11 protein-coding genes are annotated in these 16,079 nt (G+C 63.6%); 8 read left to right on the top strand and 3 right to left on the bottom strand.

Annotated features, from left to right (window positions below):
• Positions 1–11 precede the first annotated feature (11 nt).
• Positions 12–1,328, bottom strand: coding sequence for an OprD family porin (locus tag ACZ9C1_RS19945; protein WP_277502484.1), 1,317 nt, complete (start codon positions 1,326–1,328; stop codon positions 12–14).
• A gap of 610 nt (positions 1,329–1,938) precedes the next feature.
• Between ACZ9C1_RS19945 and ACZ9C1_RS19940 the strand changes: the two genes are divergently transcribed.
• Positions 1,939–4,029: a TonB-dependent receptor gene (locus ACZ9C1_RS19940; RefSeq protein ID WP_476254303.1), complete on the top strand. Its 2,091-nt coding sequence runs from the start codon at positions 1,939–1,941 to the stop codon at positions 4,027–4,029.
• A 476-nt stretch (positions 4,030–4,505) separates the two neighbouring features.
• On the opposite strand, the gene aguA is transcribed toward ACZ9C1_RS19940, so the two are convergent.
• A complete protein-coding gene (gene aguA / locus ACZ9C1_RS19935; protein ID WP_111532493.1) occupies positions 4,506–5,612 on the bottom strand; it encodes an agmatine deiminase in 1,107 nt (368 codons plus the stop codon).
• Between the two features lie 204 nt (positions 5,613–5,816).
• Positions 5,817–8,717 (bottom strand): aminotransferase, encoded by a 2,901-nt coding sequence (locus ACZ9C1_RS19930; RefSeq protein ID WP_476254302.1) that lies wholly within the window; start codon positions 8,715–8,717, stop codon positions 5,817–5,819.
• A 187-nt stretch (positions 8,718–8,904) separates the two neighbouring features.
• Here ACZ9C1_RS19930 and rfbB point away from each other — a divergent pair, with 187 nt between their 5' ends.
• Genes rfbB through ACZ9C1_RS19895 form a run of 7 tightly spaced genes read left to right on the top strand, consistent with a single transcriptional unit; the run spans position 8,905 to position 15,962 of the window.
• Positions 8,905–9,987: a dTDP-glucose 4,6-dehydratase gene (gene rfbB, locus ACZ9C1_RS19925; protein ID WP_277502481.1), complete on the top strand. Its 1,083-nt coding sequence runs from the start codon at positions 8,905–8,907 to the stop codon at positions 9,985–9,987.
• Positions 9,984–10,859: a glucose-1-phosphate thymidylyltransferase RfbA gene (gene rfbA / locus ACZ9C1_RS19920; RefSeq protein WP_102683442.1), complete on the top strand. Its 876-nt coding sequence runs from the start codon at positions 9,984–9,986 to the stop codon at positions 10,857–10,859. Before rfbB ends, rfbA begins: the two co-directional genes overlap by 4 nt.
• A complete protein-coding gene (rfbC, locus tag ACZ9C1_RS19915) occupies positions 10,856–11,401 on the top strand; it encodes a dTDP-4-dehydrorhamnose 3,5-epimerase (protein ID WP_102683443.1) in 546 nt (181 codons plus the stop codon). The genes rfbA and rfbC overlap by 4 nt, the downstream gene beginning before the upstream one ends.
• Positions 11,398–12,258 carry a dTDP-4-dehydrorhamnose reductase gene (rfbD, locus tag ACZ9C1_RS19910; protein WP_277505529.1) on the top strand — a complete coding sequence of 287 codons (861 nt, stop codon included), beginning with the start codon at positions 11,398–11,400 and terminating at the stop codon, positions 12,256–12,258. Before rfbC ends, rfbD begins: the two co-directional genes overlap by 4 nt.
• A gap of 40 nt (positions 12,259–12,298) precedes the next feature.
• The gene (locus tag ACZ9C1_RS19905; protein ID WP_102683445.1) at positions 12,299–14,113 is read left to right on the top strand and encodes a sensor histidine kinase; all 1,815 of its coding nucleotides are present in this window, start codon (positions 12,299–12,301) and stop codon (positions 14,111–14,113) included.
• Entirely contained in the window at positions 14,110–15,510 is a 1,401-nt protein-coding gene (locus tag ACZ9C1_RS19900; protein ID WP_102683446.1) for a sigma-54-dependent transcriptional regulator, read from the top strand. Before ACZ9C1_RS19905 ends, ACZ9C1_RS19900 begins: the two co-directional genes overlap by 4 nt.
• Positions 15,507–15,962: a thioesterase domain-containing protein gene (locus tag ACZ9C1_RS19895; RefSeq protein ID WP_102683447.1), complete on the top strand. Its 456-nt coding sequence runs from the start codon at positions 15,507–15,509 to the stop codon at positions 15,960–15,962. The genes ACZ9C1_RS19900 and ACZ9C1_RS19895 overlap by 4 nt, the downstream gene beginning before the upstream one ends.
• The last annotated feature ends 117 nt before the right edge of the window (positions 15,963–16,079 follow it).

The raw sequence follows: 16,079 nt of genomic DNA, 5'->3' as shown, positions 1-16,079 counted from the left end.
CGGGATCAGGATCAGAAGATGCTGATCGGGTACTCGACGAATACGCGGACTTCGTTGCCGTCGTCGTTGTATTCGCTCTGGCGAACAGCCGTGTTGGTGCGCAGGAACGAACCACGCAGCTTGACCGACAGGTCCTTGGCCGGGCCTTCCTGGACGACGTAGCGGATCTGGCTGAACAGTTCACGTTCTTTGCCTTCACCATAGCCTTCTGGCTTGTCCAGGGTACGGGTATTGATGTTGTCACCCACGACGTAGGCAATTTTGTAGGTCAGGCCCGGTACGCCGAATGCGCCAAAGTCCAGGCCGTAGCCCAGCTGCCAGGAACGCTCGTCCTCGGCGTTGAAGTCGGACCAGTAGGAGTTGGCCAGGTAGATGGTCGAACCACCGTCGCCGATGCCGCCGCCTTTCTGGTAGCCGCCGTAGTTGTAGCCGGTATCGCCCGTGCTGCGCTGGTAGGCCAGGGTGAACGAGTGCGGTCCGTAGGCGTAGGTGGCTGCCAGGCTCCAGATGGTGTTGGAGTCGCCGGTCAGACGGCCTTCGACGTATTTCTTGTCGATGTCCGACTTGTAGCCGTTGAAGTCCAGGGTCAGGGACTGGTCAGCCGCAATCGGGAAGACGTAGTTCATGCCCAGGTAGTGCTTCTTCATCACGTCTTCGTTGTCGGCGGTGTACAGCGACGCGGTGAAGTTGTCGGTGAACTTGTAGCTGCCGCCCAGGACGTTGATCGACTTCAAGCGACCGCTGTCATGGCCTTGGGCGCTCTTCTGCACTTCGCTGGTGAAGCGACCGGCATTCAGCTCCAGGCCCTTGATCTCCTTGGACGTGATCAGGGTACCGCTGAAGCTCTCTGGCAGCAGGCGCGAATCGTCGTACTGCAGCACAGGCAGGGCCGGCATCTGGTCGCCGTACTTGAGCACGGTGTTGGAGACACGGAACTTGATCGCGGCACCGGCACGCGCCAGGTCGTCCGCTGCATCGCTACGCTTGCGCTCGTTGACGGTGTTCTCACGCTTGAAGAAGTCGATACCGCCGCCGCCGTTGCGGCCCTTGCCGCCATCGAGGCGCAAGGCGTACAGGCCGAACGCGTCGACACCTACACCGACGGTACCCTGGGTGAAACCGGAGGAGAAGTTGGCGATGACGCCCTGGCCCCACTGGGACTGGTCGTTGGTGTGATGCTTCTTGTCACGGTTGATGAAGGCGTTGCGCAGAAGGACGTTGGCGTGGCTGTCCTCGATGAAGCCCTTGCTCTCGGCCTGGTCATTGGCCTGTGCCTGGGTCGCGGCGATCATCGCCAGGGCGACCAGGCTGATCCTGGTTTTCAACATGTTATTTTCCTTATTTCGTATTCAAAAACGCTCTGCATCAGAACGCCAGGAACCAACGCCCCTTCGTAGGTTCGACGCTATGCGGATCCAAGCCGAAGGCCCGCCAATGGTCTGCAACGGGCCTTGCAGCCGCATGGCCAGAGAATGGCCAGCAGGCGTAGAGCCCGAATCCTAGCCCTGCCTGCTTATACATGTCAAAAAAACGTGAAATGCAGGTTGATATAACCAAAAACAAGGTCAGCGCTGGTGCATTTCCATGCATATCTGCCGTGGGTCAGCGCAAATTTGTCTCTTTTGTGGAAAACGCTCGAAATCCATAAAACCGTCATACGGCCATGTTCCCGCAGGCCTTCCGAAAGCCTGTTGGAAAGTGCCCTGCCCTTCCAGCTGCGCTGTCACGCGCAGAGCAGCATTGCACGCACCGCCGCTCCCACAAGCCATTCCGGAAATGCACCCCTAAGAATGCCAAGATAATTTCAAATCAATTCAAATGAATAGCAACATCTTGAAACATTTGTAAAGACAACCCTTTACAAATGTCGATGCAACAGTAAATAGCAAGCATTACCATTCGCGCCCAATTTCTCACTCCTTCCCTTGGACGCCTTCGATGCCTGCCCCCTGCCGCCTTTCACCCTTGACCCTGGGCCTGTCGCTGCTGTTCAGCGCCGGCCTGGCCAGTGCTGCCACCACGACCCTGCCGGAAACCTCGGTGACCGCCGACAGCACCCGCGAAGAGGACAACCCGCGAGTCAAGGACGTGACCACCGCGACCCGCACCTCGACCCCCGCGCGCTACGTGCCACAGGCCATCGATTCGGTGAAGACCCGCAACGTGCTGGACTACGGCAGCAGCAACCTGGGCAAGGCGCTGGAAGGCATCCCCAACGTCAGCAGCGGCGCCGACACCCGCTTCGACAGCCTGCGTATCCGCGGCTTCGACGCCAGCAACGACTTCTACCTGGACGGTGTCCGCGACGACAGCCAGTACACCCGCGATCTGCACAACATCGAGCGGGTCGAGGTGCTCAAGGGGCCGGCGGCAGTGCTTTATGGCCGTGGCAGCCAGGGCGGCATCGTCAACCGGGTGAGCAAGGCGCCGGAGCACGGCCGCCGCTCGACCATCGAGGCACAAGGTGGCAGCCAGGACCTGCGCAGCCTGTACGCCGACCTCAGCGCCGACCCCAGCGACACCCTCAGCCTGCGCCTGAACCTGGGCAACGAGGACAAGAACAGCTTCCGCGAAGGCATCGACGGCAACCACCGCCAGCTGTTCGCGCCGTCGATGAGCTGGCAGATCACCCCCGAGCTGAACTGGCTGGTGCAGTACGAGTACAGCCGCTACGACCGTACCCCTGACCGTGGCATCCCCGGCAACCCGCTCACCGGGCGCCCGGCCGATGTCAGCCGCAAGACCACCTACGGCGACACCCAGCGCGACTACATCAACGACCGCGCCGAGTCGCTGCGCTCGCGTCTGAACTACGAGCTGAACGATCAGTGGCAACTGCGCCACACCTTCAGCCTGTTCACCCTGGAGAGCGACTTCGACAACACCTACCTGACCGCCTACCGCCCCGTTGCCGGTCTGGTGGACCGCCAGCGCTGGCAGCAGGACCTGAGCACCCGCAATCTCTACAACACCGTCGAACTCGAAGGTCATGTAGAAACCTTCGGTCTGGAGCACACGCTGCTGGTGGGCCTGGAAATGGGCGAACAACGTCGCAACTCGCTGCTGAGCCAAGGCGTAGGCGTTCCCTCGGTACCGCTGCAGGGGGCCACGCCCAGCCAGCAGCACAACGGCACGATGCGGGTGTCCAGCAACAACCACACCGACGTCGAGAGCCGAGGGATCTACCTGCAAGACCAGATCCGCCTCAACGACCAGTGGCAGCTGCTGGCCGGCGTGCGCTTCGACCAGTTCGAGGTGGACACCACCAACAAACTGCGCAACATCTCGGAAAAGCAGAAGGACAACAGTTTCAGTCCGCGTATCGGCGTGGTGTACACCCCCTGGCAGGACCACTCCTTCTATGCCTCCTGGAGCAAGACCTACTCTCCGGTCGGTGGCGGCCTGATCGGCATCACCCCCGGCGCGGCCGGCAACGCCAACCAGACCGACCCGGAACAGACCCGGCAGAAGGAAATCGGGGTCAAGAGCGAATGGTTCGACGAGCGCCTGAGCACCACCCTGGCGATCTACGAACTGGAACTGTACAACCGCCGTACCCGCGACCCGATCAACCCGGAACTGATCCAGCTCAGCGGCCTGCAGCGTTCACGCGGCATCGAGCTGACCGCCACCGGCAACGTGGTGGGCAACTGGTACGTGCGCGGCGGCATCGGCCTGCAGGACGCGACCATCGTCAAGGACAACAACGGCCAGCAGGGCAACCGCATCAACGACGTGGCCAAGCGTAACGCCAGCCTGTTCGTGACCTGGAAGCCGGAGCTGGGCTGGTACGCCGAAACCGGCCTGACCCTGGTCGGCGACCGCTACGCCGACAACCAGAACACCGTGATCCTGCCGGGCTACGGCCGTTGGGACGCGCTGGCGGGCTATCGCACCCACGACTGGGATGTACGCGCGGCGTTGAGCAACATCACCGACAAGACCTACTACAGTTCGGCCACCAGCGCGGCGCAGATCCAGGTGGGCGATCCGCGCAGCCTGGTGGTGACCGGAACCTACAGCTTCTGAGTTGTGACAGCAGCGAGCATCAAGGACGGGCCGCCCAAACGAAAACGCCACCGCAATTGCGGTGGCGTTTTTTTCTGCGGCGGGGTCCTTCCCGGTCAATGCCAGATAGCCAGCAGAGCTTCGAGCTCTTCCTCGCTGATCAGGCCTTGGGGGTATCGCCCATCCAGCAGGCGTCGTGGGTCGGTCGTCCTGACCCGATCGTCTCCATGACGTTTCAACCACTGAGCCAGGATTCTGAGCGATTGGTGACTGGCCGCCGTTGAGGGCAAAGCCGACTCACTTGCTGCGTTCATTTCCTCACGTACTCCCTGGGCCGAGTGAGCGGCTAAGTTACTTCAGATGCATTACAGAATGGCGTAGGCCCATTCGTCTGAAGTACGAGGAAAAATCAATACAATTGCTGTGCCATGCCGCCCGACCGACTATCGCGAGCATTAAAAACCCGCCTTTCGACGGGTTTTTCACTCATTGGCCGATCAACGTTTTACCGGTGCCGGTTGCTGCTGGGTCAGGCAGTGGATGTTGCCACCGCCTAACAGCAGCTCACGCCCCGGGATCATCACCACTTCGTGATCCGGGAAGACCTTGGCCAGGATAGCTCTGGCTTGCGCATCAGCAGGGTCGTCGAAGCTCGGCGCGATGATGCCACCATTGACGATCAGGAAGTTCACATAGGACCCGGCCAGGCGTACCGAAGGGTCACGCTCTTGGCTGCCCACCACATGATCGACGCCATCGCATTCGGCCTGGGTGGCGTAAAGCGGCCCCGGAATCGGCATCTTGTGCACCACGAACTCGCGCCCTTTGGCGTCGCGGGTGTTTTTCAGCACCTCGTAGGCGGCGTGGCAGCGCGCGTAGTTGGGGTCATTGGAATCATCGGTCCAGGCCAGTAACACTTCGCCTGGGCTGACGTAACAGCAGAAGTTGTCGACGTGGCCATCGGTCTCGTCGTTGTACAAGCCGTCCGGCAACCAGACGATGGTCTCGACCGCCAGGTGCTCGCGCAGGATCTCCTCGATCTGTTCGCGGTCCAGGTGCGGGTTGCGGTTGCGGTTGAGCAGGCATTCTTCGGTGGTGATCAGGGTGCCTTCGCCATCGACGTGGATCGAACCGCCTTCGAGCACGAAGCCTTCGGTGTGGTAGCGCTGCACGCGCTCCATCTCCATGACCTTGGCGGCCAGCTCCTCGTCGCGGTTCCAGGGCGCGTACAAGCCGCCGTCGAAGCCGCCCCAGGCGTTGAAGCCCCAGTCCACGCCGCGTACCTCGCCGTGGTCGTTGATGACGAAGGTCGGGCCGGTGTCACGCACCCAGGCGTCGTCATTGCTGATCTCGACCACGCGGATGTTGGGCAGGTCGAGCTGGCGACGGGCGTTCTCGTACTGGCCGGCGGACACCGCCACGGTGACCGGCTCGAAGCGGGCAATGGCCTTGGCCAGGGTCACGTGCGCGGCCTGCGCCGGCTTGCCGCCCAAGCGCCAGTTGTCCGGACGCTCCGGCCAGACCATCCATACCTGGGTCTGCGGGGCCCACTCGGCGGGCATGTGGAAACCGTCGGCGCGGGGGGTCGAGTTGAGGGTCTTCATGGGTAACCTCTGCGAAGGCCCGGGGCCAGTGGCGCCAGGTCAGTGATCGAAAAAGATGCAGGCTCGCCAGTATAGGCAGCGTAATGTTCAGCCGATATTACAACCGATAAATATCGACTTTAAATAGCTAATCACAAAATATTTAGGCATAAAAAAGCCTGGCGAACCGATAACAATCGACTTGCCAGGCCTGCATGCCGTGATTCAGAGCCCTTCGCCGAGGACCCGCTCCACGCTGTCGACGAAGTAGTCCACGCTGGCCCGCGTGGTGCACATCGGCGGCTTGATCTTGAGGATGTTCAGGTAGTCGCCGGTCGGCTGCATGAAGATCCCCAGATCGCGCAGGCGATCGCACAGAATCATGGTCTCCTCGGTCGCCGGTTCCAGCGTCTGGCGATCGCGTACCAGCTCCAGCCCCAGGTAGAACCCGGAACCATGGGCGGCACCGGCAAGCGGATATTTATCGACCAATGCCTGCAGGCGTGCCTTGAAGTAACGGCCCACGTCACGGGCGTTGTCCCACAATCCTTCGTCACGCATTACGTCCAGCACCGCCATGCCGATGCGGCAACTGACCGGGCTGCCCCCGGCCGAGGAGAAGAAGTAGCCCTCGGCCTCCAGCGCCTCGGCGATCTCGCGCCGGGTGATCACCGCGCCCAGCGGCTGGCCGTTGCCCATGCCCTTGGCCATGGTGATGATATCCGGCACCACACCCTGCTCCTCGAAGCCCCAGAAGTACTCGCCCAGGCGCCCGTAACCGACCTGCACCTCGTCGGCGATGCACACCCCGCCGCGCTGGCGCACCTTGGCGTAGGCCTCGCGCAGGTAGCCCGGCGGCAGCGAGATGCCCCCGGCGTTTCCGTACACCGGTTCGCAGATCATCCCGGCCAACTGGCGACCACGGGCGTCGAGGTCGGCCAGCTTGGCATCGACATCGCGCAGGTAGTCGGCGGCGCTGTCGGCGCCCCGGTAGCGCCCGCGGAAGGTATTCGGCGCCTCCACCGGATGCACCCAGTCCGGCCGGGTCTCCAGGGCCTGGGGGTTGTCGGCGATGGAGGTGGAGATCGCGTCAGTGGCCACCGACCAGCCGTGGTAGGCCTCCAGCACGCTGAGCAGGTCGCGCCCGCCGCTGTAGGCCCAGGCCAGACGGATCGCCAGGTCATTGGCCTCGGTGCCGCTGTTGACCAGGAACACCCGGTCGAAGCCTTCCGGGGCCACTTCCAGCAGGCGTTCGGAGAATTCGGCGATGGCTGCGTAGTGAAAGCGCGAGTTGGTGTTGACCAGCGACCACTGGCGCGCCGACTCAGCGGCCATGCGCGGATGGCCATGGCCGAGCACCGCGACGTTGTTGAGCATGTCCAGGTACGAGCGGCCTTGCATGTCGATCAGGTAGTTGCGCCAACCGCGCTCGATGTGCGGAGGCTGGGCGTAGTAGTGCTTCTGCGAGCGCGCGAAGCTGGCATCGCGACGGGCCAGCAGGGCCTGCGGGTCGGCCAGCGGCTCGGCGTCGCAGGCGAAGCCCAGCAAAGCTTGTGGCGACGGGCACAAGGCCAGCCAGGCGGCAGCGCGCGACGGCGTGGCGAAGAACGGTGGACGGGTATCGGTATCCAGGCACAGTTGCACGCGGAGGAAACCACAGGTCGCGCCGATAGCCTGCCCCTTGAGCAACGCCTGGCCATCGGTCGGCGCCTCTTCCAGACCATCGAGCCACAGGTTCCAGTGCGCGGTGCGCAAGCAGCCACGACCATCGCCGATGCATTGCCATACCCCAGCATCGGGCGCCTGCAACGCGGTGCCGGGCGACAGGCACAGCTCTACGCCCAGGGCACAGGTGGCCGGTTCTTCAGGTCGGTCGATGTGGGTTTGCGACAGGCGGTACTGCCCATGCAGGCTACACGCCGGCCCTGGCTGGATAGCGAGCAGACGCTGGTCAAAGCCGGGCTGCTCCCAGTTGCCTGCCTCGCAGTGAGGGCTGAGCACGCCCAGGTCGACCCGGATCACCGACTGGCCGTTGAGTGCCGGCAGCAACACGGCGCAATCACCAAGGTCGATGCTGGCCGGCTTTCGCCCGGCCGCCTGGAGAATTGCCGCCTCCATCAAAGCTACGGGCACGGTGCAGGCGGTATCGAAGATCTCCCATTCATGGGCGATGTTGTCGCGGGTGTACTGGTTGTCCGGATCAATGGCCAGTTGCTGTTCGCTGCTGAGCACCAGCACGGCGGCACGGTTCAGCACCAGCGGCCAGAGGGCGCGCAACTCGGCATCCTGCAGGGGATTCACGGCATGATAGGCGCTGACCGCCGGCAGGATCCGCAGCGGGTCGCCCTCGGCGTGATGCAGCAAGGCCGCGCAGGTCACCGACAGATCGGCGATACGCCAGGTACGCACCAGGTCACCAAAATCGATGACACCTTGTACCTGCCACTGCCGCTCGGCATCCCGGGCCCAGACCACGTTGTCGTCGGTGATGTCCAGATGCACGGCCTGGATCGGCAACTGTTCGACCAGCGGCTGCAATCGTGCGCTTGCCGCCTTGGCCACGCTCTCCACCCGCGCCCGGCGCTGTGCATCCCGCAACACCGGCAGCAGATGCTGGATCAGGGCCTGGGCATGGCGCGGATCCCACTGCAAGGTGCGCTCGAGGCCGGGATGGTCGAAGTTGGCCAGGCCCCTGTCGACGCGGGCGCAAAGCGCGCCGAGTTCCACCATCACCCGCGCCGGTAGGTGGCTCAGGCGGGTCAACGGCCGCCCGTCGATGTAGTCGAGCAGGCGCACGCGCAAGGTCTGGCCGTCGACATCCAGCGCCAACAGGTCCTGCCCGTTGCTGGCCAGGCGTACCGCAGGTACCGGCAGGCCGCAGTCACGCAAATGAGTCAGCGCGGCATGCTGTGCTTCCAACTCCTGCCGGGCGTAGTTGGCGTGGCAGATCTTGAGCACATAGCACTCATCGCTGCCGTTGACCTGGAAGTTCAGGTCCTGCTGGCTACCCAAAGGCTGCAAACCACCGGCCAGATCGTAATGCGCCCGCAGCAAGGCATGGGCCTGCGCCTCGCTCAGTGAGGGGACGGGCAAACTGGAACGCTGGATCAGGATGGAAAGCGGCATGGCGGAAGCTCTCGTTTTTTTCGTATATCGCCATCAGGCAGGCAAATTGGCAAGCCGGCAGCGTACAATTGGCGTTTCGTCGCACAGGCCTTGCAGCCCAGCGCATTCAACTTGCCTATAGCCTTGTCAGCCGACAAGCTGTGAGCCCGCTAGCCACCGTCATTATTGGAAGGAAAGGGAATCCGACATGCGTATTCTCATTACCGGGGGAGCCGGTTTCATCGGATCGGCCCTGGTACGCCACCTCATCAGCAATACCGAGCATGAAGTCCTTAATCTCGACAAGCTGACCTATGCAGGCAACCTGGAATCACTGTCGAGCATCGCCAGCAATTCGCGCTATGAGTTCGCCCAGGTCGATATCGTCGACCAGGCCTCCGTCAGTGCAGTGCTCGCCCGGTTCCAGCCACACGCCATCATGCACCTGGCAGCGGAATCGCATGTGGATCGCTCCATCGACGGCCCTTCGGACTTCATCCAGACCAACATCGTCGGTACCTACAGTCTGCTGGAGGCCACTCGGGGTTACTGGAACACACTGGGCGAGGAGGAGCGCAAGTCTTTCCGCTTCCATCACATTTCCACCGACGAGGTCTACGGTGACCTTCACGGGGTCGACGACCTGTTCACCGAAACCACGCCCTACGCCCCCAGTTCGCCCTATTCGGCGAGCAAAGCGGCCTCCGACCACCTGGTCCGCGCCTGGCACCGTACCTATGGATTGCCGGTGCTGCTGACCAACTGCTCCAACAATTATGGGCCGTTCCACTTCCCCGAGAAGCTCATTCCACTGGTCATTCTCAACGCCCTCGAAGGCAAACCGCTGCCGGTCTATGGCGATGGCCTGCAAGTGCGTGACTGGCTGTTCGTCGAGGATCACGCCCGCGCGCTGTTCAAGGTGGTTAGCGAAGGGGAGGTAGGTGAAACCTACAATATCGGTGGCCACAATGAGCAGAAGAACATCGATGTGGTGCGCGGCATCTGTGCCCTGCTCGAGGAACTGGCCCCGCAACACCCTGCAGGAATTGCCAACTACGCTGACCTGATCACCTTCGTCAAGGATCGCCCGGGCCACGACCAGCGCTATGCCATCGACGCCAGCAAGATCGAGCGCGAGCTGGGCTGGGTTCCCGAGGAAACCTTCGAGACAGGCCTGCGCAAGACTGTCCAATGGTACCTGGACAACCTTGAATGGTGCCGCCATGTCCAGGATGGCAGCTATCAACGTGAACGACTGGGTAACAACGATTACAAGGACTCGATCGCATGACCAAGGGCATCATCCTCGCCGGCGGCTCCGGCACTCGCCTGCACCCGATCACACTGGCCACCTCCAAGCAGCTGCTGCCCATCTACGACAAGCCGATGATCTACTATCCGGTCTCTGTCCTGATGCTGGCGGGTATCCGCGATATCCTCCTGATCTCCACGCCCGCCGACCTCCCGCAGTACCGCCAGCTGTTCGGTGACGGCAGCCAGTTCGGCATCAACCTCAGCTATGCCGAGCAACCGTCGCCCGACGGCCTGGCCCAGGCCTTCCTGATTGGCGAGGAGTTCATCGGCAACGACTCGGTATGCCTGATCCTGGGCGACAACATCTTCCATGGCCAAGGCTTCAGCGAACAGCTCCAGCGCGCGGTCAAGCACCAGGCCGGCGCCACGGTGTTCGGCTACTGGGTCAAGGACCCCGAGCGCTTCGGCGTGGTCGAGTTCGACGGCAATGGCCGGGCCTTGTCGATCGAAGAAAAGCCAGCCAAGCCAAGGTCCAGCTACGCGGTTACCGGCCTGTACTTCTATGACAACGATGTGGTGAAGATTGCCAAGGGGGTCAAGCCCTCCCCACGCGGCGAACTGGAGATCACCGACATCAACAACGCCTACCTGGAGCGTGGCGACCTGCGCGTGGAGCGCTTGGGGCGCGGCCTTGCATGGCTCGACACCGGCACCCACGACAGTCTCCTGGAAGCGTCCCAGTATGTGCGGACCATCGAACACCTGCAGGGACTGAAAATCGCTTGCCTGGAAGAGATCGCTTATCAGAAAGGCTGGATCAGCCGTCAAGAATTACAGAGGAAGGCCGAAGAACTTAAGAAGACGGGGTACGGACAGTACCTCAGTAAATTGATAGAAGAGACCCCATGAATATCATCGCCACGGCCATCCCGGATGTTCTGATCATCGAACCGAAGATTTTTGGTGATAGCCGTGGTTTCTTCTTCGAAAGCTTCAACGCACGGGACTTTGCCGACAAGGCTGGCGTTGATGTGAACTTCGTGCAGGACAACCACTCACGCTCACAAAAGGGCGTACTGCGCGGCCTGCACTACCAGATCGACAATCCCCAGGGGAAACTGGTGCGGGTCATGCAGGGCGAGGTCCTCGACGTCGCCGTGGACCTGCGCCAGAGTTCACCTACCTGTGGACAGTGGGTCGCGACGCGGCTGAGCGCCGTGGACCACCGGCAATTCTGGATACCACCAGGATTCGCCCATGGCTTCCTGGTGCTGAGCGAGTCGGCCGACTTTCTCTACAAGACCACCGATTACTACACCCCGAGCGCCGAACGCTGCATCCGCTGGGATGATCCGCAGCTGGCGATCGACTGGGGCATGCAGGAAGCACCGATCCTGTCCGCCAAGGACCAGGCCGGCAGATTGTTCAAGGATGCGGAGCTGTTCCCGTGAAAATCCTTGTCTGCGGCCACAATGGCCAGGTTGCCCAGGCGTTGCAGGGCGCCCTGGCCGGATTGGGCGAGGTGTGCCTGGTTGGCCGCGACCAGTTCGACATGGCCCGACCGGAACAGCTGCGCGAACCACTGCGCCGACAGGCTCCAGATCTGATCATCAATGCGGCGGCACACACTGCGGTGGATCAGGCCGAGAACGAGCCGGAACAGTCCTTCGCCATCAATGCCGAGGCGCCGGGAATATTAGCCGAAGAAGCCGCACGCCTCGGCGTTCCACTGATCCACTACTCCACCGACTATGTCTTCGACGGCAGCAAGGCCACGCCATACGACGAGGACGACGCGCCCAATCCACTGGGAATCTACGGTCGCAGCAAGCTGGCCGGAGAACAGGCGATCCGCGCTGCAGGCGCAGAACACCTGATCCTGCGCACCAGCTGGGTCTATTCGCTGCATGGGCGTAATTTCCTGCTGACCATGCAGCGCCTGCTTCAGGAACGTCCACAGCTGAAAGTCGTCAACGACCAGATCGGCGCCCCGACCTGGGCGGGCACCCTCGCCGCCAGTACCCGCGCGCTGATCGAGCGCTGGCGCAACGGTCAGGCCGGTGCCTGGGGCACCTACCACCTGACCGCCCAGGGCGAGACCTCCTGGTTCGGCTTTGCCCAGGCCATCGGCGAACAGCTCAAGGCGCGCGGACTGTCCTGTGCCGAGCTGCTGCCGATCCCTTCCAGCGAGTACCCGACACCGGCCAGACGACCGCTCAACTCGCGCCTGGACTGTTCGCGCCTTGCCCGTGAATGGCAGGTCGTCCAGCCGCACTGGCACGATGCACTCATCGACTGCCTCAAGTAGCGCATAATTGCGCCAGAACTTTCTGGCGCAATAAACCGCGATGATCCCAAGACCCACGCCTCCCCGCCGACCCCGCTGGCGCAGCCTGGCCCTGCTGGCGCTGTGCCTGGCCCCGCTGCTGTGGCCGCTGCACCACCTGGCCGAGCGCTACTACCAGGATGAGCTGGCTTCACAGAACCGCCAGACCCTAGACCTCTACGTCGCCAACCTGCTGGGCACCCTGCACCGCTACGAAACCCTGCCGCAGATCCTCGGCGACCTGCCGGCGCTGCGCGGCGTGCTGGCCGACCCGCTGCGCCTCGAGGCGGTAACCAACGCCAACCGGTTGCTCAAGGGCATCACCCAGCAGACCGGTGCCGAGGTGATGTACCTGATGGATGTCAGCGGCAACACCCTGGCCGCGTCCAACTGGGACAAGCAGGACAGCTTCGTCGGCCGCAACTTCTCGTTCCGCCCGTACTTCATCGAGGCGATGGAGGGGCGGCTGGGACGGTTCTTCGGCCAGGGCACCACTTCGGCCAAGCGCGGCTACTTCTTCGCCGCCGCCGTGCACGACCGCGACAAGGTAATCGGCGTGCTGGTGGTCAAGGTCGACCTCGACCACACCGAAACCCTGTGGGGCCGCACGCCGGAACAACTGCTGCTGACCGACCAGAACGGCGTGGTGGTGCTCACCTCTCGCCCGGACTGGCGTTTCCGCGCCACCCGCGAATTGACCGCGGCCGAGCGCCAGGCCATCGTCGCCATCCAGCCCTACCCGACCCAGGCCCCGCAGCCGTTGAGCCTCAACCGCGACGCCTGGCTGGTCCAGACCCGCGACATCAAGGAAACCGGCTGGCAAGTGAACATCCTCGCCCCGCGCCTGCTGGTCGACCGCTCGGTGCAAACGGTCATGGCCATCGGCGGTGGCGCGCTGCTGGTGACCATGCTCCTGGCTGGCCTGGTCATGCAGCGCCGACGCCACTACATCGACCGCATCGACTTCGAGGCCCTTGCCCGGCAAGAGCTGGAAAAGCGCGTGATCGAGCGCACCGCCGACCTCGAAGGCCTCAACACCCGGCTCAAGAGCGCGGTACTGGAGCGCGAGAGCGCCCAGCAGGAGCTGGTGCGCGCCCAGGATGAACTGGTCCAGGCCGGCAAACTGTCGGTACTGGGCACCATGTCGGCAAGCATCAGCCATGAACTCAATCAGCCGCTGGCGGCGATTCGCTCCTATGCCGAGAACGCCGAGATTCTCCTCGACCATCAGCGCACCGAGGACGTGCGCGGCAATCTCAAGCTGATTGGCGAACTGACCGGGCGCATGGCCTCGATCATCGCCCACCTGCGCGCCTTCGCCCGCCGCGACCAGCACGCCCCGGAGAGCGTTGCCCTGCAACCGGCCCTGGATGATGCCCTGGCGCTGCTGGCCAAGCGTCGCCGGGCCATGGCCGTGGAACTGGTGCGCGACCTGCCCGAGGCCACGCTGTGGGTACAGGCCGGCGAGACCCGCCTGCGCCAAGTGCTGGGCAACCTGCTGGCCAACGCCCTCGATGCCCTGACCGAAAAAGCCAACCCGCGCAGGCTGTGGCTGAGTGCCGAGCGCCAGGACGGCTGCGTCTACCTGTACATCCGCGACAATGGCCCAGGCTTCAGCCGCCAGGCGCTGGAGCACGCCAAGGAGCCGTTCTTCACCACCAAGACCCGCACCCAGGGCCTCGGCTTGGGGCTGGCCATCTGCGAAAGCCTGATGCACGCGCTGGGCGGCGAGCTACTGCTGGGCAACCACCCGGAAGGCGGCGCACTGCTGACCCTGAAACTGCGCGTGGCCAAGCCCGGCGCCAACCTGCAATCTTCGGAGGATACCTCGGCATGAGCACCGAGACACCGATCGACAGCCGTGCCCAGGTGATCCTGGTCGATGATGACCCGCACCTGCGCCAAGCCCTGAGCCAGACCCTGGACCTGGCCGGGCTCAAGGTGGTGGCCTTGGCCGACGCCCAGGGCTTGGCCGAACGCCTGGAGGAGGACTGGCCGGGCGTGGTGGTCAGCGATATCCGCATGCCCGGCATCGATGGCCTGCAACTGCTGGAGCAACTGCACGCCCGTGACAGCGAACTGCCGGTGCTGCTGATTACCGGCCACGGCGATGTGCCACTGGCAGTGCAGGCCATGCGCGCCGGGGCATATGACTTCCTGGAGAAACCCTTCGCCAGCGACGCCCTGCTCGACAGCGTGCGCCGCGCCCTGGCCCTGCGCCGCCTGGTGCTGGACAATCGTAGCCTGCGCCTGGCCCTGAGCGATCGCCAGCAGTTGGCCACGCGCCTGGTCGGGCAATCCCCCGGCATGCAGCGCCTGCGCGAGCAGATCGGCGCCCTGGCCGGCACTCGCGCCGACGTGCTGATCCTTGGCGAGACCGGCGCCGGCAAGGAGGTGGTGGCGCGTGCCCTGCACGACCTGTCGAGCCGACGCGACGGCCCGTTCGTGGCGATCAATGCCGGCGCCCTGGCCGAGTCGGTGGTCGAGAGCGAACTGTTCGGCCATGAGCCGGGCGCTTTCACCGGTGCGCAGAAGCGCCGCATCGGCAAGTTCGAATTCGCCAATGGCGGCACGCTGTTCCTCGACGAAATCGAAAGCATGAGCCTGGATGTTCAGGTCAAGCTGCTGCGCCTGCTGCAGGAGCGGGTGGTCGAGCGCCTGGGCGGCAACCAGCTGATCCCGCTGGATATCCGTATCATCGCCGCCACCAAGGAAGACCTGCGCCAAGCCGCCGACCAAGGGCGTTTCCGTGCAGACCTGTACTACCGCCTGAACGTCGCACCGCTGCGTATCCCCGCGCTGCGTGAGCGCGGCGACGACATCCTGGTGCTGTTCCAGCACTTCGCCGACGCCGCCAGCGAACGCCATGGCCTGCCGCCCCACAACCTGCAACCGGCGCAGCGTGCCCTGCTGCTGCGCCACGACTGGCCGGGCAATGTACGCGAGCTACAGAATGCCGCCGAACGCTTCGCCCTTGGCCTGGAGCTGGCCCTTGATGGCCAGGCGCCTGCGGCGGCCAACGATATCCATGTCCCGGTGCCGGCCGGTAACCTCAGCGAGCAGGTCGAGCAGTTCGAGCGCTCGCTGATCGCCGCCGAGCTGATGCAGCCGCACAGCTCCATGCGCAGCCTCGCCGAGGCCCTCGGCATCCCACGCAAGACCCTGCACGACAAGCTGCGCAAGCACAGCCTGAGCTTTGGCGGGCACGACGACCAGGAGGACAACCGTCAATGAGCAACGACAGCCAGTACCTGCAGTCCGTACTGCACGGCGACATCCCGCTGACCCGCGAAATGGGCATGGAGGTCATCGATTGGCAGGCACACACCTTGCGCCTGAAGCTGCCGTTGGCACCCAACGTCAACCACAAGAGCACCATGTTCGGCGGCAGCCTGTATTGCGGCGCGGTGCTGGTGGGCTGGGGCTGGCTGCACCTGCGTCTGCGCGAGCTGGGGATCGATGACGGGCATATCGTCATCCAGGAAGGGCAGATCAGCTACCCGCTGCCAGTCACCGGGGCCGCCGTGGCACGTTGCCCGGCGCCGGACGAGAAGACCTGGGAGCGGTTTCTGACGATGTATCAACGTCGTGGACGGGCACGACTGACGCTGGAGACGGTGGTGAGCAACGAGGGTAGTGACGAGCCTGCGGTGACGTTCAGCGGGCAGTACGTGCTGCATCGCTGAAAGCTGGGGGTGCTTCGCCCCCTTTCGTCGCGGTTCGTCGCCACGACAAGCCGGCTCCTACAAAGATAACGGTGACTCCTGTGGGAGCCGGCTTGTCGTGGCGACGAACCGCGGCGA

The organism is Pseudomonas sp. TE21435, assembly GCF_056279265.1.
The sequence above is the reverse complement of the archived record's forward strand: the minus strand, read 5'-3'. Positions and strand labels throughout refer to the sequence as shown.